Source organism: Streptomyces sp. NPDC055243 (assembly GCF_044544025.1).
Lineage (GTDB): Bacteria > Actinomycetota > Actinomycetes > Streptomycetales > Streptomycetaceae > Streptomyces.
Window position 1 is genome coordinate 77099 of sequence record NZ_JBITWR010000015.1, and the last position, 18790, is coordinate 95888.

Below are 18790 nucleotides of genomic sequence, written 5' to 3' on the forward strand. Positions count from 1 at the left end.
CTGCTCTAGCCCAGCCGGATCACGTTCCATGACAGCGGCTCCAGGACGGCGTGCAACGTGCCGTCCTGGAGTGCCGTCCCGCTCACGCCGTGCGGGGTGACGCGCTCGGGCTCCGCGAGGGTGTTGCGGGCGTCCGGGTCGCCGTCGGCGAGGGCGCTGTGCTCGACGACGGTCGTCAACTCAAGGCCGTGAAGGGCGACTTCGAGCGGAAGCGGCTCACTCTGGCTGCGGTTGACCGCGAAGACGGTGACCGTGCCGTCCTGTGCGCGCACGGCCGTCGCGTGCAGCAGGGGCACCTCGCCGAACTTCTTCGTCGCGTGCGCGGGTGAGTCCACGCGTACATCGAGGACCTGGCCGCGGCCGTGCCGCGAGGCCTGCGCGAAGGGGAAGAAGGTGGTCTGGCGCCAGGCCGGGCCGCCCGGTTCGGTCAGGATCGGCGCGATGACGTTGACCAGCTGGGCCAGGCACGCGACGGCCACCCGGTCGGCGTGCCGCAGCAGGGCGATCAGGAGCGAGCCGACGACGACCGCGTCGGTGACGGTGTAGTTGTCCTCCAGGAGGCGCGGCACCTCGGGCCAGTCGCGCAGGCTCTCCTCGACCTCGGGATGCGGCCGGGACTGGTACCAGACGTTCCATTCGTCGAAGGACAGGTTGATCTTCTTCTTCGACTTCAGGCGGGCGCCCACGTGGTCGCAGGTGGCGACGACGTTGTCGATGAAGGACTCCATGTCGACGGCGGAGGCGAGGAACGAGTCCCGGTCGCCGTCGGTCTCCTCGTAGTAGGCGTGCAGGGAGATGTGGTCGACGAGGTCGTAGGTCTCGGCCAGGACCGTGGCCTCCCACGCGGCGAAGGTCTCCATGGACTGGCCGGAGCTGCCGCAGGCGACCAGCTCGACGTCCGGGTCGATCTGGCGCATCGCGCGGGCGGTCTCGGCGGCCAGGCGACCGTACTCCTCCGCGGTCTTGTGGCCGGTCTGCCAGGGCCCGTCCATCTCGTTGCCCAGGCACCACAGGCGGATGCCGAAGGGGTTCTTGTCCCCGTGCGCGGCGCGCAGGTCGGAAAGGGCGGTGCCCGAGGGGTGGTTGGCGTACTCCTGGAGTTCCAGGGCCTCTTCGACGCCGCGCGTGCCGAGGTTCACCGCCATCATCGGTTCGGCCTGCGGGCCGATCTTGCGCAGGAAGGCGATGTACTCGGAGAGCCCGAAGCGGTTGGTCTCCGTGGAGTGCCAGGCCAGGTCCAGGCGGCGCGGCCGGTCGTCGGCGGGCCCGACGGAGTCCTCCCACTTGTACCCCGAGACGAAGTTCCCGCCGGGGTAGCGCACGGCCGTCACGCCGAGTTCGCGGATCAGGTTGAGCACGTCGGTGCGCAGCCCGTCCTCGTCGGCCGAGGGGTGGCCCGGTTCGTGGATGCCGGTGTAGACGCAGCGGCCGAGATGCTCGACGAAGGAGCCGAAGAGCCGGGGGTCGACGTCGCCGACGGCGAAGGCGGGGTCGAGCGTGAAGCGGGCGGAACGAGTCATGATCCCCTCAACTTGGTTCGATATACCGGACGTTGAACGAATTCTCGGACAGACCGTAGGACGGGCACCGCCTGGGGTCAATGGGTTCGACGCGTCCGTGGAGGCGGTGCGTCACGCCTGGGCGTCGGGCATCCGCATCAGGCGCCGGACGTTGTGGTGGTGGATCCGGTCGCGTGCGGTGTCCGTGAGGTCGAGCGCGTCGATGACGCGAATCGTCTCGCGGATGTACAGGGGCCCTCCCTCGGGGTCGAAGGGGCAGTCGGTGCCGAACAGGGCGTGGTCCGCACCGAAGAAGTCCAGACCGCACCGGGTGCCGATGGCCGAGGCCGGATCGCGTTCATGGAGGGGCCACCGGGGATGACCGTCACCCGGCTGCGCAGGGAAGGCTTCCTCACCCGCATGCGCGACGCAGGCCTCGGCAGGAGCGCGCAGCTTCGACCACGAGGCCGGGCACACCGCGGCCCTGCGGCTCATCGCACGCCGGCCGCTGCCCGACGCCGTCCTCGCCGCCAACGACGAGGTCGCCGTTCGGCGCGCTCGGCGCCCTGCGTCAGGCGGGCATCGACGTGCCGGGCGAGATCTCCGTCGCCGGCATCAACGACCTGAGAACCGCCCGGCACGTCGGCCTGACCACGGTGAGCCTCCCGCTGTACGAGATGGGCTCCATGGCCGCCCGCCACATCATCGAGTCCGCGCCGGGTTCCACCGGCGACGGCGGGGCGACCACCGTCCTCAGCCATCGGCTCGTCCCCCGGGAGACCACCGCCCGGCGCCCGGCGGAGCGGTAGGCCCCCGGAGGGCGAGGGCCCGCTACTGCCCCGCCAGGCCGGTGTGGGCCACCCCGCTGACGATCTGGCGCTGGAAGAAGACGAAGACGACGACCAGCGGCAGGCCCGCCATCAGGCCGCCCGCCATGAGCTGCGCCCACTGGATGCCGTAGGAGTTCATGACGGTCGCGATGCCGTTGGGCATGGTCATCAGGTCGGGGTTGTTGGTCACCATGTAGGGCCACAGGAAGTTGTTCCACGACGCGATGAACGTGAAGATCCCGACGGCCGAGAGCGAGGGCCGGGACAGCGGCAGGACGATGGTGAAGAAGACCCGCCAGCGCCCGGCGCCGTCGATGTAGGCGGCCTCCTCCAGCTCGTGCGGGATCGACTGGAAGAACTTGTAGAGGATGTAGACCATCGCGGCGGGCGCGCACTGCGGCAGGATCATGCCCCAGTAGGTGTCGACCATCCCCATGGACTGGACGGTCGTGAAGAGCGGCACGCCGAGCACGGCGGGCGAGACCATCAGGCCCGCCATCACCAGGCCGAGGAGCGCGTTCTTGCCCCGGAACTCGGTGCGTGCGAAGCCGTAGCCGGCGAGCGCGCTGACGAACACCACGACGGAGGTGACGCAGACCGAGACGATCACCGAGTTCACGAACCAGTTGGTGATGTTTCCGGTCTCGAAGAGCGCCTTCCACGCCTGGCCCGTCCACACCTCGGGCACCCAGTGGGTGGGCACTTCGACGGCCTCGGTCTCCGACTTGAGGGAGGTGAACAGGGCCCACAGCAGCGGCGTCGTCCACAGGGCGGAGACGGCGACCCCGAGCGCGGTGAGCACGATCTGGCTCGGGGTCCACTTCTTGCGGCCGCCTGTGCGGCCGTTCTTCCGTACGACGGGCTTGTTCACGGCGGTGGCGCTCATCGCACGCCCTCCTCACGCTTGCGCAGGAGCCACATCCGGCCGAGGGCGACGGCCGCGATGAGCACGAAGAAGATGATGGAGATCGCGGAGGCGTAGCCCACGCGGTAGGCGGTGAAGCCCTCTTCGAGGGTGTACTGGACGAAGGTGCGGGTGCTTTCCTCCGGGCCGGGACCGAAGTCCTGCATCACCACGGCCTGGTCGAAGACCTGGAGCGAGGCGAGGATCTGCAGCGTGATCACCAGGCCGGTGATGTTGCGCAGCATCGGCAGGGTGATGTGCACCATCCGCTGCCAGCCGCCCGCGCCGTCCAGTTCGGCGGCCTCGTACAGATGCTTCGGGATGTTCTGCAGGGCCGCGAGGAAGAGCAGGAAACTGAAGCCGACCGTCCACCACAGGGTGGTGATCACGACGGCGAGCAGGGCGGTGGACTTCTGGGTGAGCCAGGGCGTGTCGAGGCCGAAGACGTGGTTGATCATGCCGGTGCCCGGGTTGAACAGCCACTGCCACAGGTTTCCGGCGACCGTCGACGGCAGCAGGAAGGGCGCGAAGAAGCACAGCCGCCACAGCCACTTGGCGCGCTCGATGTGGTGGGCGAGCATCGCCAGGAGGAACGCGAGGACGACGATGCAGGGCACCACGAGCAGGGTGAAGTAGGCGCTGTGGCCCAGGGAGTCCCACAGGAGGGGGCTGTCGAGGGCCTCGCGGTAGTTGTCCAGGCCCACGAAGCGTTCGCCCGTGCCGGAGATGTTGGCGTCGGTGAAGCTCAGCCACAGGCCGCGGCCGATCGGGAACAGCACGAACAGGGCGAACAGCGTCAGGAACGGGGCGACGAACCAGCCGCCGTGCTGGAGGCGGCGGGTCAGCCGGTCGCGGAGCGAATCGGTGTCCGCCGCCGGGGCGGTCCGTACGGCGGGCGGTGCGACCGCGGTGTCGACGGCGCTCACGCGGCGGACCCTCCCTCGGTCGCGGACCGGCCTTCCATCGGATTCTTCATGGCGACCAGCTTTTCGAGTACGTCCTTCATGCGGCGGGCCGTGGCATCGGGCTTGGCGGAGCCGACGTTGGAGGAGGCGATGACGGGTCCGATGCGCTGGGCCAGGAGTCCGGTGGATCCGGCGAACCAGGCGGGCGGCTCGACGGCCATGTGCTCCATGGCCGAGACGTACTCGGACTGCGGCGCGAGTGCCACGTACTTCTTGTCGTCCAGGGTCGGCAGGTAGGCGGGGATGTGGCCGCCGCGCGCCCAGGCCGTGGCGTTCTTGACGACGTACGCGGCCAGTTGGTGCGCGCCCTCGTTGGTGGCGCCGCCTCGCTGGGCCTGGTGGGGCAGGACAAAGCAGTGCGACTCGGTGTGGGTGGCCGGTCTGCCGAAGACGGGTGGCAGCGGGGTCGCGCCGTACTTCAGCTCGGCGCCGCTGAAGACGGGCACCGACCAGTTGCCCTCCCAGGTGAAGGCGGAGCCGTTGACGAAGGACTCGCCGTCGGCGACGCCGATGGCGGTGGAGTAGCCGTCGGTCAGGTGCTGCCGCAGGAACTCCAGGACCTGGGTGGCCTTGTCGGTGTCGAGGGTGACGCCCTGGCCGTCGGTGCTGAGGCAGGTGCCGCCGAGCTGGGTGTAGAAGGAGAGGAAGAACCACCAGGAGAAGTTCGGTTCGTCGGCCTTGATGCCGATGGTGTGGACGTCTCCCTTGACGGCCTTCTTCGCGGCCTTGAGCCCCTTGAACCACTCCTCGGGCGAGGTGACCTGCGCCAGGTCGCCGTCCGCGTCGAGCAGTCCGGCCTTCTCGCACACGTCGCGGCGGTAGAAGCAGAGCTGGGCATGGATGTCGAGGGGCAGGCCGTAGAGCTTGCCGTCGACCACGGCGCGCTTCCACAGCACCGGGTCGAAGTCCGCCTCGCGCACCCCGTACTCGGCGAGCAGCCGCACGTCCCAGGGGTCGAGCAGCTGTCCGGGAGCGAAGCCGGGAATGCGGCCCAGGTGCATCACGGCGAGGTCCGGGGCGCGGTTCCCGGAGGCCGCCATGGCGAGCTTGGTGTAGTACGGATTGCCCCACTGGAGGGTCGAGTCCTTGACGTCGACCCGGGGGTTCGCGGCGCGGAAGGCGTCCAGCATCGCGATCATGTTGGCGCCGTCGCCGCCGGAGAACAGATTCCAGTAGCGGACCCGGACGTCCGCGTCCGAAGCGATCGCGGAGGCGCTGCGGTTCGTGGAGGCGAGTCCGAAGCTGCCCGTGACGGCGAGCGCTCCGATTCCGCCGAGCACACCTCGTCGGCTCGGGAGGGGTGGTGACATTGCGGCTCACTTCTGTTCGATATTTCGAATGCTGCTCGCAACTTCGAACGGGACCGTAAGGTCGAACGCGGGGCGCGTCAACGGTTCGAACAGAGCCGGGGGTGAAGTCCCAGGAATTTCCCGGAAGTTGTTCGAGATCACGAACCCCGGGACGCACCTCGGCCACTTCCTGCGCAATGCGTTGACGCGCCGCTCCCCGCTACCTAAGTTGCCGTTCGACCACCTGATCAGCGTTCGAAATACCGCACACAGACTGGGGTTTACGCATGGCACGCAGACGCTGGAGACTCGGGCTCACCCTGGGAGCCCTGCTCGCCGGAACGCTCGCCGCGGGACCCACCGCCGCGGCCGAACCCACCGACTACACCATCGACGTCGACCCGACCCGCACCGGCGCGAAGATCGACGACTCCATGTACGGCGTCTTCTACGAGGACATCAACCGCGCGGCGGACGGCGGCCTGTACGCCGAGCTCGTGCAGAACCGCTCGTTCGAGTACTCCACCGCCGACAACGCCTCCTACAAGCCGCTGACCTCGTGGGACACGTCCGGCTCCGCCGAGGTGGTGAACGACGACGGCCGCCTGAACGCCCGCAACCGCACCTACCTCTCCCTGGGCGGCGGTTCATCGGTCACCAACTCCGGCTACAACACCGGCCTCGCGGTCACCAAGGGCAAGCGCTACGACTTCTCGGTGTGGGCCCGCACCGGCGCCGGCGAGCACGCGCCGCTGACGCTCGCCCTGCGCGACGCCTCCGGCGAGCTCGCCCCGGCCCGCCGCGTCACCGCGCGCGGCGGCTGGGCGAAGTACAAGGCACCCCCGCCACGTCCGGGCCCATCACCGGCGCCGTCGGCCTGTCCACCTGGGCGACCAGCGCCGCGTACGACGACGTGAAGGTCACCGGCGAGGACGGCCGGACCCTCCTGTCCGACGACTTCTCCGGCGGTGACGGCCGGTGGAGCAAGGCCTCGGACAAGGGCACGTGGGCGGTGCGGGACGGCGCGTACGTCCAGTCCGACGAGGCCGCCGAGAACACCCTGGTCACGGCGGGCGACAAGGGCTGGCAGAACTACGACCTGAACGTGCGGGCCACCAAGAAGGCGGGCAAGGAGGGCTTCATGGTCGCCTTCGGGGTCAAGGACACCGGCAACCACTACTGGTGGAACCTCGGCGGCTGGAACAACACCCAGTCGGCGGTCGAGAAGACCGTCGACGGCGCGAAGCAGACCATGGTCCAGGACACGACGACCATCGAGACGGGCCGCAGCTACGACCTGCGCGTGGAGGTGCGCGGGCGCCAGGTGACGCTCTTCCTCGACGGCAAGAAGTGGGGTTCCTTCACCGACGACAAGCCCGCGGAGCCGTTCCGCCAGGTCGTCACCCGCGACAAGGCCAGCGGTGACCTCATCGTCAAGGTCGTCAACGCGCAGGGGTCCGCTGCGCGCACCGAGGTGGGTCTCGGCTCGGGCACGAAGGTGGGGCGGACCGCGAAGGTGACCACGCTCGCCGCCGACCCGGCCGCGGAGAACACGAAGGAGGCGACGCCGGTCAGGCCGGTGGCCTCGACGTTCAAGGGGGTGTCCGACTCCTTCTCGTACACCTTCCCGGCGAACTCGATCACCTTCATGAGGATCAAGACTGACTGACGGCATCGGGAGACGGCACCGGGAGGCCGTCTGAAGAAGATCCTTCCGCGCGGCAACCTTTCCGGCGCGCGGCGGGGACAAGGGGGTGCGGCTGCTGCCCGGAGGTCATGGGGTTCCCGGGCGGCAGCCGCACCACATTCCCGAGGAAAGGAACCACTGCTGTGAGCAGCGGCACCGGACGCCACCGCAGGACCCGCACGATCACCCTCGCCGCCGCCGTCGCCGTGGCGGCGGGCGCGGGCGGCGCCTACCTGGGCCTGGCTCCGGGCGACGCCGACGCCGCGAGCGGCACCGTGGTCGTGTCCACCTCCGCGGCGCTGGAGTCCGCGGTGGCCGGCGCTTCGGCAGGCACCACGATCCAGGTGCGCGGCGGCACGTACTACCCGGCCAAGACCTTGAAGTCGACCGCGGACGGCAGCGCGTCCGCACGCATCACGCTTGCCGCGTACGGCACCGAGAAGGTGAAGATCGACGGTTCGAAGCTAGCCGAGGGCTCCTGGCTCGCCGGGATCTACGGCGACCACTGGACCGTGCAGAATCTCACGTTCCGGAACTCCCCCGCCCAGGGCGTCGTCGTCACCTCGTCCGTCGGCGGGGTCTTCAAGAACCTGGTCACCGCCGACAACGGCGACTCGGGGTTCACGCTGCGCGGCGACGGCACGAGCGGCAACCTGGTGCAGAACCTCGACAGCCACGGCAACTACGACGCCGCCACGCACGGCCAGAACGCCGACGGCCTGGCCGTGAAGTTCGGCTCGGGCGCGGGCAACAAGATCACCGGGGCGCGTCTGTTCAACAACGCCGACGACGGCATGGACCTGTGGCAGTACGCCTCCCCCGTCACCGTCGAGCACTCCTGGGCCTTCGGCAACGGCAAGAACCGCTGGAACGACTCCGCCTGGGAGGGCAACGGCAACGGCTTCAAGCTGGGCGGCGGCGGCGCGAGCGCCGCGCACCTGGTGAACAACAACGCGGCCTGGGACAACACGCTGCACGGCTTCACGGAGAACTCCAACCCCGGCGCGATCAACCTCAACCGCAACACCGCGTACGCCAACAAGGAGAGCGGCTTCTACTTCGCCACCGGCACGGCCCGCCTGGCCCGCAATCTCGCCGTCGCCAACGGCACCGGCCTGGCCGAACGAGGCTCCGGCACGGTCTCGGCAGCCAACAACTGGGACAGTGGTGTGGCGACCCCCGCCTTCCGCTCCACGGACGCCACCACGGCCTACGGGGCCCGCCGGACGGGCGGAGCGCTGCCCTCGACGGCGTTCTTGACGACGGGAAGCACCGCCATCGGCTCGGCCATGGACTGAATGCCGAGGCATCATGCCTGGTCAAAAGGGTCGTAGCAGGCTCTTTGGGGGGTTCGGTTGGCGGGTGGGGACAGGGCAATGACAGGATGAGGACCATGACAATCAAGGCTTATTTCGACATCACCATCGACGGCAAGCCCGAAGGCCGCATCACGTTCAACCTCTTCGACGACGTCGTGCCGAAGACCGTGGAGAACTTCCGCGCGCTCGCCACCGGCGAGCAGGGCTTCGGTTACGCCGGTTCGAAGTTCCACCGCGTGATCCCGGACTTCATGCTCCAGGGCGGCGACTTCACCGCCGGCAACGGCACGGGCGGCAAGAGCATCTACGGCGCGAAGTTCCCCGACGAGAACTTCCAGCTCAAGCACACCAAGCCCGGCCAGCTGTCGATGGCCAACGCCGGCCCGAACTCGAACGGCTCGCAGTTCTTCATCACCACGATCGCCACGACCTGGCTCGACGGCAAGCACGTCGTGTTCGGTGAGGTCGCGGACGAGGAGAGCCTGGCCCTCGTCAAGAAGATCGAGAGCTTCGGCTCGCAGTCCGGCGCCACCAAGGCCGAGGTCGCCATCGCCGCCTCCGGCACCCTCTAGTACCTGGCGTAGCTGGCACGAGCCCCCGCCGCACTGGGCGGGGGCTCACCCATGCCTGGTCCGATCTAGCGTGGTTCGATTTATCCCACCCTGCACCACTTCATCCCGGCGGCGAGCTCGCGCGGGGCGGCTCCCCCTGCGGGTCTGGATTCCGGGAAGTGGACGGGTACCAGTCCACTGCCGACCGGTACCAACCGGGTCCAGCCGGGGGACTGAGGCTGTTGCGCAGATCACCCGCACCTCCCGCACCACCGGTTGAGCGCACCCTCATCCGCGTCCGTATGTACGGGAGACACCCCTCCCCCATCCGGAGTGCACCCATGGCAGACGCGGGCAACGTCACCGCTCTCTTCCGCGCGTCGACCGCGCACAGTCCCTCGTACTCCGCGCTGAACAGGGCGGCGGCGGACAGCGGACGGCCGCTCGTCGACTTCTGCATCCCGTGCAATCCGTACTTCCCCACCCCCGAGATGTACGAGGAGCTGAGCGGACGGCTGCGGGACATCCTCACGTACTACCCGAGCGGCGCGGACACCATCGCGGCCGAGCTCAGCGCCGTGCTCGGGCTCAACCCGCAGACGGTGGTGATGGGCAACGGCTCGACCGAACTCATCACCTGGATCGACCACTTGCTGGTGCGCGACGCCCTGGCCGTGCCCGTGCCGACGTTCGGGCGGTGGACCGACCAGTCGATGGAGACCGGCAAGCGGGTGGACATGTTCCTGCTCCCGGAGGCCGACGGCTTCGTGCTCGATCCGGCGGCCTACCTCGACTTCGTACGCGCCCGCGGCTCCCGCACCGCCGTCATCTGCAATCCCAACAACCCGGACGGCGGTCTGCTGCCGCGCCGCTCCGTGCTCGCGCTGATCGACGCGCTACAGGATCTCGACCTGGTCGTCGTCGACGAGTCCTTCCTGGAATTCGCCGATGCCGGACCGGAGTTGAGCGTGGCCGACGAGGCGGTCCTGCGCCCCAATGTCATCGTGCTGCGCAGCCTCGGCAAGAACTTCGGGCTGCACGGCGTGCGCTTCGGCTACCTCGTCGCCAATCCGGGCCTGGCCGGAAGGGTGCGCGCCGCGCTGCCCAAGTGGAACCTCAACTCCTTCGCGGAAACAGTGGTGTTCATGCTGAAGCAGCACCGCGCCGCCTACGACCTGAGCCTGCGCCAGGTGCGCCGAGACCGGCAGGAGATGATCTGGCACCTCGGCCGGCTCCCCGGCCTCACCAGCTATCCCTCGCAGGGCAACTTCGTTTACGTACGGCTGCCCGACGGCATCGACGGCGTGGTCCTGCGGGACCGGCTGCTCACGGAGCACGGCATCCTCGTCCGCGAGTGCGGCAACAAGATCGGCAGCTCCAGCCGCTTCCTGCGCCTGGTCGTGCGTCCGCCGGTCGACGTGGAGCACCTGGTGAGCGGCCTTCAGCAGGTGCTGTACGCGACCGGGGACGCCGGACTCCTGCCGGTCCCCTACGGCACGGGGAACTCCGCGGTGGACCGTCTTGTGATGCGGGCCTGAGTCACCGGCGTGACCCGGGTCACCGGTGCGTGAAGCCGCTCATCGCCTCGGTGGGCACGCCGTCGTAGTCGAAGAGCGCCTGGTTCTCCCAGGCGTTGCCCGTCGAGGGGTCCGTCGGGTCCCAGCCGTTGCCGTCCACTGCGGTCCAGGCGGCGTCCCACCAGAAGACGCCCAGGCCGCGGCCGGACGGGACCGCCTCGACGACGCTCTGGATGTCGCGGAACCACGCCGCTTGGCCCGCCTCGGTCGCGGGGTAGCCGCCGACGAGTTCCCCGGCCTTGTCGATGACGTCCTCCCAGTCGTCGTCGCTGCCCAGGCGGAAGGGGTAGGCCGTCTCGGCGACGTAGAGCGGCTTGGCGTAGCGCGCCGCCAGGTCGTCGAGATTGGCCTGCAGGTCGGAGAGGGCGCCGTGCCAGTAGCCGTAGAAGGACAGGCCGATGACGTCGAAGGGCACCTTTCGGGAGACCGCGTTGTCGAACCAGTCGCGGTAGAGGGCGTTGTCGCCGCCGTTGGCGAGGTGGAGGGCGACCTGCGTGCTCGACGAGACGGCCTTGGCAGCCGCGGCTCCCGCCGTCAACAGACCGGCGAGCTGCGCCCAGTTGGAGGTCGAGCCGGTGGGCCAGAGCATGCCTCCGTTCAGCTCGTTGCCGATCTGCACCATGTCGGCGGTGGTGCCCTGCGCCTTGAGGGCGCTGAGGACGTCGTAGGTGTGGTCGTGGACGTCGGTCTTCAACTGGGCGTAGGAGTGTCCCGCCCAGGCCGACGGGATGGTCTGGGCGCCCGGGTCGGTCCAGGTGTCGGAGTAGTGGAAGTCGACGAGGAGCTTCATGCCCCGTGCCTTGACGCGCTTGGCGACGGCAAGGACGCGGGCCTTGTCGCAGTAGCCGTCGGCCGGGTCGACCCACACGCGCAGGCGGGCGTAGTTCATCCCGGCGGACCTGAGCACGGCGAGCGCGTCGGCCGTGGCACCGGAGGCGGTGCGGTAGACGCCGCCGAAGTCCTCGCTCTTCTTGAGCGAGGAGATGTCGGCGCCCTTGATGGGCAGGCCGGTCGATCCCGGGGTGAGGGTGATGTCGTCGAAGTTCGCCCAGTTCCCCGCGTTCGCGTCGGAGTACAGGCGCACGGTGCACGCGTTGCCGGTGACCGTGACGGAGGTGACCAGGCGGATCCACGCGCCGTTCGGGGTGGGCGGCAGGTCGGTGCGCTGTTCGGCGGAGCCGCTCTTGAGGGCCAGGTAGGCCGCGTTCTGCCCGCCGCTGGAGCGGACCCAGGCGGTGAGCGTGTACCTGCCGTTGGCGAGGCCGGTGAGGTATTGGTACGTCTCGACCTTGTACGCCGAGGCCGACCAGTGCGCCAGGCGCCGGCCGCCGGTGCGGCCGCCCGCCTCGGCGAAGGAGGCGGCGGAGGTGCCGTAGGTGCTCCAGCCGGTGGTGCCGCTCTCGAAGCCGCCGTTGGTGAGGGTGGCCGCGGCGCTCGCGGACCGGGCGGGCAGCGCCATGACGGCGGCGCCACCGAGCGCGGCGGCCAGGACGGCTCTGCGGGTGGCGCGTGCGCCGCGTGCCCCGGTTGGGCCAAGCGCCCCGGTCGAGTCAGGTGCCCCGGCTGAGCCGCGCGCCCCGCTTGAACCGGGTGTCGTTCCGTTTCCGTACATCGTCGATGTCCCTTCGACTTCGCGGTACTTGGGGTGGGGGCAGGGGGGTGGTGGCGCCGCGCGCGAAGGTCCCGGCGCGGCGCCACCGGGCCGGGTGGGGTCCCCCACGGACCCGCCCGGCGTCTGGGGGGCGTCAGCCGTCGAGGCGGACGACCCGTACGGCGCCCGCGGGCACCGCGAGGCGACCGGCCGCGCGCTCGCCGGTGAGGAGCTCGGTGCCGTGGGCGTCGAGCGGCACCTTGGCGTCGGACGCGGTGTGGTTGACGGCGAAGACGTAGGTGCCGGTGTCGCCGTGCCGGGTCACCACCTCGACGTCACGCGGGAGTTCGGGCCGCTCGGTGACGCCCGCGTCGGCGCAGGCGTCCGCGAGCAGGGTGTCGAGGTCGCGGGCGGTCAGGCGCGTGGAGACGTACCAGGCGGTGCCCTCGCCCAGTCGGTTGCGGGTGACGGCGGGGTGCCCGGCGGTCAGGCCGTCCGCGTACGTCCACACCGTCTCGGCGCCGCGCGGCACGACGAACTCCGTCCACACGTCCCCGGTGAGTGCGGCGCCGCCGGGTCCTGTGATGCGCACCGAATCGCCGTCGAGCAGCGGCGAGAACTCCTCGACGGTCAGGCCGAGCACGTCGCGCAGGGCGCCGGGGCAGGGCCCGGGGTGCACGGCGTCGTGCTCGTCGACGATGCCGGAGAAGTAGGAGACGAGGAGGGTGCCGCCCTGCGCCACGTACCCCTTGAGGTTGAGCGCGGCGGCCTCCGTCGCCAGGTACAGCGCGGGCACCACCACCAGGGGATAGGCCGACAGGTCGGCCTCGGGGTGGGCGAAGTCGACGGTGAGGTGGCGGTCGTACAGGGCCTCGTAGAACGTGTCGGCACGCTCGCGCGCGTCGTGGTCCTCGCTGGGCCGCCACTGCAGGGACTGCGCCCACCAGGAGTGCCAGTCCCACAGCATCGCCACGTCGGCGACGGTCCGCGTACCCTTCAGGGGCGCCAGCTCGCCGACGGACCGGCCCAGTTCGACGACCTCGCGCCAGACGCGGGAGTCCGTTCCGGAGTGCGGCAGCATCGCCGAGTGGAACTTCTCCGCGCCGCGCCGCGACTGGCGCCACTGGAAGAACATCGCGCCCTCGGAGCCGCGCGCCACGTGGGCCAGGGAGTTGCGGGCCATCTGTCCCGGCGCCTTCGCGGGGTTGCGGGGCTGCCAGTTGACGCCGGACGTGGAGTGTTCCAGGAGCAGCCAGGGGGCGCCGCCCGCGACGGAGCGGGTGAGGTCGGCGGCCATGGCGAGGTTGACGTGGGTGCGGCGGCCGTCGGTGATCAGGTAGTGGTCGTTGGTGACGAGGTCGACCTCGCGGCCCCAGGCCCAGTAGTCCAGGGAGTCACACTGGCTGAGCGCGGTCATGAAGTTGGTGGTGACGGGGGCGCCGGGAGCCAGGCGGTGCAGGATGTCGCGTTCGCGCACGAAGTTCTCGCGCAGGGTGGCGTCGGCGAACCGGCGGTAGTCCAAGGCCTGGGCGGGGTTGCCGACCGTGGGGGTGGCGCGCGGCGGTTCGATCTCCTCGAAGGAACCGTAGCGCTGCCCCCAGAAGGCCGTGCCCCAGGCCTCGTTGACCGCCTCCACGCTCCCGTACGTGGTCCGGAGCCAGCTCCGGAAGTGCGTGGCACAGGAGGCGCAGTAGCAGGCGGAGACCGGCACGCCGTACTCGTTGTGGACGTGCCACATGGCGAGCGCCGGGTGCTCGGCGTACCGGCGGGCGAGCTGCTCGGTGATGGCTGCGGACGCCTCGCGGTAGGCGGCGTTGCTGTGGCAGATGGCGCCGCGTGAGCCGAATTCGTGGCGCACGCCCTCGGCGGTGACCGGCAGCGCTTCGGGGTGCGCGCGGTAGAACCAGGCGGGCGGCGCCACCGTCGGGGTGCCCAGGTCGGCGCGGATGCCGTTCTCGTGCAGGAGGTCGAGCACCCGGTCGAGCCAGCCGAAGTCGTAGGCACCGGGCGACGGTTCGAGCAGGGCCCAGGAGAAGATCCCGACGCTCACCATCGTGACGCCGGCCTCGCGCATCAGGGCCATGTCCTCGCGCCAGACGGATTCCGGCCACTGCTCGGGGTTGTAGTCCCCACCGAAGGCGAGCCCGGGCAGGCCCGTGGGGGTGGTCTCCGGCATGGATCTCTCCCGAGTCATCGATCAGTTGGGTCATCAATTGGGAACGTGCACACACACTTTCGCGGTTCTGAGTTCAACATAACCGCACAGCAACAACCATTGACAAGTGTCCTGGATGTTTCTCTACTGTGAACGCTCACAGATGCGTGGCAGGCCGCTCGTCGCAGCAGGCACAGCCACCCGGTAAGGGGAGACCATCCATGCCGTTCACGAAGCACCGCCGCTTCTACGCCACTTCGCTCGCCCTGACCCTCGGCGCCGCGGCCCTCACCGCCTGCGGCTCGTCGGACGACGGGAGCGGGCAGGAGTCGGGCCCCGCCTCCCTGACGTACTGGGCCTGGACGCCCGGCATGGACAACGTCGTCGATCTGTGGAACGAGGGCCCGGGCAAGAAGGAACAGATCCAGGTCACGGTCAAGAAGCAGGCGTCCGGCGACACCCTCGTCACCAAGATCCTCACCGCCCACAAGGCCAAGAAGGCCCCCGACCTGGTCCAGGCCGAGTATCAAGCGCTTCCGACCCTGGTCAGCAATGACGCGCTCGCCGACATATCCGGTGAAGTGGGCGAGGTGAAGGGCGAGTTCCCCGAGGGCGTCTGGCAGCAGACGACGCTCGGCTCGGACGCGGTGTACGCCGTGCCGCAGGACTCGGGGCCGATGATGTTCTACTACCGCGCCGACCTGTTCAAGAAGTACGACCTCAAGGTCCCCACCACCTGGGACGAGTTCGCCGGGACCGCCCGCGCGCTCAAGAAGAAGGCCCCCGGCAAGGACCTCACCACGTTCTCCGCCAACGACTCCGGGCTCTTCGCGGGCCTCGCCCAGCAGGCCGGCGCCAAGTGGTGGACCACCCGGGGCGAGAAGTGGAAGGTCGGCATCGACGACGCGCCCACGCGTAAGGTCGCCGACTTCTGGGGCGGCCTCGTCAAGGAGGGCGCCATCGACAACCAGCCGATGTACACCCCCGCCTGGAACAAGGCCCTGAACACCGGCAAGCAGATCGCCTGGGTCAGCGCCGTCTGGGCACCCGGCACCCTCACCACCGCCGCGCCCGACACCAAGGGCAAGTGGGCCATGGCGCCGCTGCCGCAGTGGTCCAAGGGCGACAACACCACCGGCAGCTGGGGCGGCTCCTCGACCGCCGTCACCACCGACAGCGGCCACAAGACGGCCGCCGCCAAGTTCGCCGCCTGGCTGAACACCGACCCGAAGGCCCTGGACGCGCTCGCGAAGGAAGGCGGCATCTACCCTGCCGCCACCGCCGCCCAGACCAGCGGCGCCTTCACCGAGCCCCCGGCCTTCTTCGCAGGACAGAAGGACTTCTACCCGCAGGCCGCCGAGATCGCCAAGACCGCGGCTCCCGGCGCCTGGGGCCCGAACGTGAACGTCGCGTACACCTCGTTCAAGGACGCCTTCGGCTCGGCCGCCAAGAGCAGGTCCGGCTTCGGCGACGCCCTGGACACCATGCAGGACACCACCGTGGCCGACCTGAAGAAGCAGGGCTTCGGAGTCGCGCCGTGACCTCCGCACGCCCCCGCCGCAGGACGTCGTACGGGGACAAGTACGGGGTCAAGAGCGCCCCGTACGCGTTCCTGCTCCCCGCCACCCTGCTCTTCGCGCTCTTCTTCGCGCTGCCCATCGGCTACGCCCTCTGGCTCAGCCTGCACAAGGTCGAGGTGAAGGGCCTGGGCCTGGGCAAGGACGCCCGGCGCGAGGTGTGGGCCGGGATCGGCAACTACACCGACGCGCTGACCGACTCCGAACTCCTGCACGGAACGCTGCGCGTGCTCGGGTACGGCGCCATCGTCATCCCCGTGATGCTCGGCCTGGCCCTGCTCTTCGCCCTGCTCCTGGACACCGAGCGCGTACGCCTCACGCCCTTCACGCGCCTCGCGATCTTCCTGCCGTACGCCGTGCCCGGGGTCATCGCCGCGCTCCTGTGGGGCTTCCTCTACCTCCAGGACGTCAGCCCCTTCTTCTACGTCCTCGACAAGCTGGGCCTGCCTCAACCCGATCTCCTGGACGGCGGCCCGCTCTATCTGGCGCTCTCCAACATCGCGGTCTGGGGCGGCACCGGCTTCAACATGATCGTCATCTACACCTCGCTGCGGGCCATCCCGGCCGAGGTCCACGAGGCGGCGAAGCTGGACGGCTGCTCACAGCTGCAGATCGCGCTGCGCATCAAGATCCCGATGGTGGCGCCCTCGCTGGTGCTCACCTTCTTCTTCTCGATCATCGCGACGCTCCAGGTGTTCAGCGAGCCCACCACTCTCAAGCCGCTCACCAACTCCGTCTCCACCACCTGGAGTCCGCTGATGAAGGTGTACCAGGACGCCTTCGGCAAGGGCGACATCAACTCGGCCGCCGCCACCGCCGTCATCATCGCGGTCGCCACGCTCGTCCTGTCCTTCGGGTTCCTGCGCGCCGCGAACTCCCGTACGAAGAAGGAGGCGGCCCGATGAGTTCGCTCGCCGTCCGCAAGGCCGCGCCCGCCGCGGGCACCACCCCCGGCACCGCGCAGGGCCCGCCCGCACCCCGCCGGATCGCCGTCCTGCCCACCGCCGTGCTGCTGCTCGGCGCCCTGTACTGCCTGCTGCCCGTGCTCTGGGTGGTGATCGCCTCCACCAAGTCGGGCAGCGAGCTGTTCTCCACCTTCACGTTCTGGCCCGGCAGCGGCTTCACCGACAACGTCACGGACCTGTCCGCCTACCGCGAGGGCATCTACTGGCAGTGGATGGGCAACTCCGCGCTCTACGCGGGGCTCGGCGCACTCCTGTCCACGGCCGTCTCCGCCATCAGCGGCTACGCCCTCGCGATCTACCGCTTCCGCGGCCGCGAGACCGTCTTCAACGTCCTCATGGCGGGCGTCCTGATGCCCCCGGTGATCCTGGCCGTCCCGCAGTACCTCCTGCTCGCGAAGGCCGACCTCACCGATTCCTACGCCTCGGTCCTGATGCCGCTGATCCTCTCCCCCTACGGCGTCTACCTCGCCCGGATCTACGCCGCTTCGGCCGTGCCCGGCGATGTCGTCGAGGCGGGGCGGATGGACGGCGCGAGCGAGTGGCGGATCTTCACGCGGATCGCGCTGCCGATGATGGTGCCCGGCCTGGTGACGGTGTTCCTCTTCCAGTTCGTGGCGGTGTGGAACAACTTCCTGCTCCCCTACATCATGCTCAGCGACGACGAGAAGTTCCCCATCACGCTCGGCCTGTTCACGCTCCTGGAACAGGGCTCCAACACCCCCGCGCTCTATACCCTCGTGATCACCGGCGCCCTGCTGGCCGTCGTACCGCTCATCGCCCTCTTCTTGGTCATCCAGCGCTTCTGGAGCCTCGACCTGCTGTCCGGAGCCGTAAAGTCGTGACCATGCACGCAACGGGGGGCAGGCGCAGGCCGCCGACGATCCATGACGTGGCCCGCGAGGCCGGCGTCTCGCGCGGCACCGTGTCCCGCGTCCTCAACGGCGGCCACTACGTGAGCCCGTCCGCCCAGGAGGCCGTCAACGCGGCCATCCGCAAGACCGGTTACGTCGTCAACCGGCACGCCCGCTCATTGATCACCGGCCGTTCCGACTCGGTGGGCTTCCTGCTGACCGAACCGCAGGAGCGCTTCTTCGAGGACCCCAACTTCAATGTGCTGCTGCGGGGTTGCACACAGGCGCTCGCCGCGCACGACATCCCGCTGCTCCTGATGCTGGCCGGCACCCCGGACGAGCGGCGCCGCATCACGCGCTACATCACCGCGGGCCACGTCGACGGGGTGCTCCTGGTCTCCAGCCACTCCGGCGACCCCGTCGCGGACGAGCTGCGGGAGGCCGGGGTCCCGCTGGTGGCGTGCGGGAAGCCTATCGGGCAGGCCTCGAAGGTGAGCTATGTCGCCGCGGACGACCGGGACGGCGCCCGCGACATGGTGCGCCATCTCCTCTCCCTGGGGCGGCGGCGCATCGGCACGGTGAGCGGGCCGCTGGACACCCCCGGCGGCGTGGACCGGCTCGCGGGCTACCGGGAGATCCTCGCCGAGGAGGGCATCGCGGCCGACGAGCGGCTCATCGTGTCCGGCGACTACAGCCGGGCGGGCGGCGAGGCCGCCGCCACCCGGCTCCTGGAGCGGGCGCCCGACCTGGACGCCGTGTTCGTCGCGTCGGACCTCATGGCGCAGGGCGTCCTCACCGCCCTGCACCGCGCGGACCGCCGCGTCCCGCAGGACATCGCGGTCGGCGGCTTCGACGACTCGCCCGCCGCCCTGACCGCCCGCCCCGAGCTGACGACGGTCCGCCAGCCGTGGGACCGCATCAGCGCCGAGATGGTGCGGGTGCTGCTGGCCCAGATAGGCGGCGAGGACCCGGCCGCCGTGATCTTGCCGACGGAGCTCGTGATCCGCGGATCGGCCTGACGTACGAGGAC

The 18790-nt window shown here is 69.8% G+C and carries 15 protein-coding genes and 1 pseudogene; 9 read left to right on the forward strand and 7 right to left on the reverse strand.

Annotated elements, in window-relative coordinates:
- Positions 1 to 5: 5 nt before the first annotated feature.
- Together ACIGXX_RS33925 and ACIGXX_RS33930 are read right to left on the reverse strand one after the other, a co-directional pair.
- On the reverse strand, positions 6 to 1520 hold the full coding sequence (locus tag ACIGXX_RS33925; RefSeq protein ID WP_399981464.1) for an alpha-N-arabinofuranosidase: 1515 nt from the start codon (positions 1518 to 1520) through the stop codon (positions 6 to 8).
- Between the two features lie 111 nt (positions 1521 to 1631).
- On the reverse strand, positions 1632 to 1994 hold the full coding sequence (locus ACIGXX_RS33930) for an amidohydrolase family protein (RefSeq protein ID WP_399981467.1): 363 nt from the start codon (positions 1992 to 1994) through the stop codon (positions 1632 to 1634).
- Positions 1995 to 2086: 92 nt separating this feature from the next.
- Between ACIGXX_RS33930 and ACIGXX_RS33935 the strand changes: the two genes are divergently transcribed.
- Positions 2087 to 2308, forward strand: coding sequence for a substrate-binding domain-containing protein (locus ACIGXX_RS33935; RefSeq protein ID WP_399981470.1), 222 nt, complete (start codon positions 2087 to 2089; stop codon positions 2306 to 2308).
- Positions 2309 to 2330: 22 nt separating this feature from the next.
- Here ACIGXX_RS33935 and ACIGXX_RS33940 read toward each other — a convergent pair whose 3' ends face one another.
- The 3 genes from ACIGXX_RS33940 to ACIGXX_RS33950 are packed head-to-tail and all read right to left on the reverse strand — an operon-like array spanning position 2331 to position 5508.
- Positions 2331 to 3215, reverse strand: a complete 885-nt coding sequence (locus ACIGXX_RS33940) for a carbohydrate ABC transporter permease (protein ID WP_351157494.1) — start codon at positions 3213 to 3215, stop codon at positions 2331 to 2333.
- Positions 3212 to 4159 carry a sugar ABC transporter permease gene (locus ACIGXX_RS33945; protein ID WP_361474523.1) on the reverse strand — a complete coding sequence of 316 codons (948 nt, stop codon included), beginning with the start codon at positions 4157 to 4159 and terminating at the stop codon, positions 3212 to 3214. Before ACIGXX_RS33945 ends, ACIGXX_RS33940 begins: the two co-directional genes overlap by 4 nt.
- Positions 4156 to 5508: an extracellular solute-binding protein gene (locus tag ACIGXX_RS33950; RefSeq protein WP_399981475.1), complete on the reverse strand. Its 1353-nt coding sequence runs from the start codon at positions 5506 to 5508 to the stop codon at positions 4156 to 4158. The genes ACIGXX_RS33945 and ACIGXX_RS33950 overlap by 4 nt, the downstream gene beginning before the upstream one ends.
- A 266-nt stretch (positions 5509 to 5774) precedes the next feature.
- Here ACIGXX_RS33950 and ACIGXX_RS33955 point away from each other — a divergent pair.
- The 4 genes and pseudogenes from ACIGXX_RS33955 to ACIGXX_RS33970 all read left to right on the forward strand — a co-directional run bounded on the left by ACIGXX_RS33955 (position 5775) and on the right by ACIGXX_RS33970 (position 10582).
- Positions 5775 to 7156: pseudogene (locus ACIGXX_RS33955) on the forward strand (carbohydrate binding domain-containing protein).
- Between the two features lie 161 nt (positions 7157 to 7317).
- Positions 7318 to 8472 carry a right-handed parallel beta-helix repeat-containing protein gene (locus ACIGXX_RS33960; protein ID WP_399981478.1) on the forward strand — a complete coding sequence of 385 codons (1155 nt, stop codon included), beginning with the start codon at positions 7318 to 7320 and terminating at the stop codon, positions 8470 to 8472.
- A 95-nt stretch (positions 8473 to 8567) separates the two neighbouring features.
- Positions 8568 to 9065 carry a peptidylprolyl isomerase gene (locus tag ACIGXX_RS33965; RefSeq protein WP_351157636.1) on the forward strand — a complete coding sequence of 166 codons (498 nt, stop codon included), beginning with the start codon at positions 8568 to 8570 and terminating at the stop codon, positions 9063 to 9065.
- 320 nt (positions 9066 to 9385) lie between these two features.
- Positions 9386 to 10582, forward strand: a complete 1197-nt coding sequence (locus ACIGXX_RS33970) for a pyridoxal phosphate-dependent aminotransferase (RefSeq protein WP_399981483.1) — start codon at positions 9386 to 9388, stop codon at positions 10580 to 10582.
- Between the two features lie 19 nt (positions 10583 to 10601).
- On the opposite strand, the gene ACIGXX_RS33975 is transcribed toward ACIGXX_RS33970, so the two are convergent.
- Together ACIGXX_RS33975 and ACIGXX_RS33980 are read right to left on the reverse strand one after the other, a co-directional pair.
- The gene (locus tag ACIGXX_RS33975) at positions 10602 to 12080 is read right to left on the reverse strand and encodes a glycosyl hydrolase 53 family protein (protein ID WP_399981488.1); all 1479 of its coding nucleotides are present in this window, start codon (positions 12078 to 12080) and stop codon (positions 10602 to 10604) included.
- A 286-nt stretch (positions 12081 to 12366) separates the two neighbouring features.
- Positions 12367 to 14388 (reverse strand): beta-galactosidase, encoded by a 2022-nt coding sequence (locus ACIGXX_RS33980; protein WP_399981491.1) that lies wholly within the window; start codon positions 14386 to 14388, stop codon positions 12367 to 12369.
- Positions 14389 to 14588: 200 nt separating this feature from the next.
- On the opposite strand from ACIGXX_RS33980, the gene ACIGXX_RS33985 reads away from it, so the two are divergent.
- The 4 genes from ACIGXX_RS33985 to ACIGXX_RS34000 are packed head-to-tail and all read left to right on the forward strand — an operon-like array spanning position 14589 to position 18779.
- Entirely contained in the window at positions 14589 to 15908 is a 1320-nt protein-coding gene (locus tag ACIGXX_RS33985) for an ABC transporter substrate-binding protein (RefSeq protein WP_399981494.1), read from the forward strand.
- Positions 15905 to 16849: a sugar ABC transporter permease gene (locus ACIGXX_RS33990; protein WP_361472278.1), complete on the forward strand. Its 945-nt coding sequence runs from the start codon at positions 15905 to 15907 to the stop codon at positions 16847 to 16849. The genes ACIGXX_RS33985 and ACIGXX_RS33990 overlap by 4 nt, the downstream gene beginning before the upstream one ends.
- On the forward strand, positions 16846 to 17751 hold the full coding sequence (locus ACIGXX_RS33995) for a carbohydrate ABC transporter permease (protein ID WP_361472275.1): 906 nt from the start codon (positions 16846 to 16848) through the stop codon (positions 17749 to 17751). The genes ACIGXX_RS33990 and ACIGXX_RS33995 overlap by 4 nt, the downstream gene beginning before the upstream one ends.
- Positions 17748 to 18779, forward strand: coding sequence for a LacI family DNA-binding transcriptional regulator (locus tag ACIGXX_RS34000; protein ID WP_399981499.1), 1032 nt, complete (start codon positions 17748 to 17750; stop codon positions 18777 to 18779). The genes ACIGXX_RS33995 and ACIGXX_RS34000 overlap by 4 nt, the downstream gene beginning before the upstream one ends.
- The last annotated feature ends 11 nt before the right edge of the window (positions 18780 to 18790 follow it).

Bases quoted from the DNA above. Each gene is read 5' to 3' on its own strand.
- ACIGXX_RS33965 (WP_351157636.1), top strand. From the start codon at position 8,568: ATGACAATCAAGGCTTATTTCGACATCACCATCGACGGCAAGCCCGAA.
- ACIGXX_RS33950 (WP_399981475.1), bottom strand. From the start codon at position 5,508: ATGTCACCACCCCTCCCGAGCCGACGAGGTGTGCTCGGCGGAATCGGA.
- ACIGXX_RS33975 (WP_399981488.1), bottom strand. From the start codon at position 12,080: ATGGCGCTGCCCGCCCGGTCCGCGAGCGCCGCGGCCACCCTCACCAAC.
- ACIGXX_RS33925 (WP_399981464.1), bottom strand. From the start codon at position 1,520: ATGACTCGTTCCGCCCGCTTCACGCTCGACCCCGCCTTCGCCGTCGGC.
- ACIGXX_RS33930 (WP_399981467.1), bottom strand. From the start codon at position 1,994: ATGAGCCGCAGGGCCGCGGTGTGCCCGGCCTCGTGGTCGAAGCTGCGC.
- ACIGXX_RS33970 (WP_399981483.1), top strand. From the start codon at position 9,386: ATGGCAGACGCGGGCAACGTCACCGCTCTCTTCCGCGCGTCGACCGCG.
- ACIGXX_RS33985 (WP_399981494.1), top strand. From the start codon at position 14,589: ATGCCGTTCACGAAGCACCGCCGCTTCTACGCCACTTCGCTCGCCCTG.
- ACIGXX_RS33995 (WP_361472275.1), top strand. From the start codon at position 16,846: ATGAGTTCGCTCGCCGTCCGCAAGGCCGCGCCCGCCGCGGGCACCACC.
- ACIGXX_RS33980 (WP_399981491.1), bottom strand. From the start codon at position 14,388: ATGCCGGAGACCACCCCCACGGGCCTGCCCGGGCTCGCCTTCGGTGGG.
- ACIGXX_RS33940 (WP_351157494.1), bottom strand. From the start codon at position 3,215: ATGAGCGCCACCGCCGTGAACAAGCCCGTCGTACGGAAGAACGGCCGC.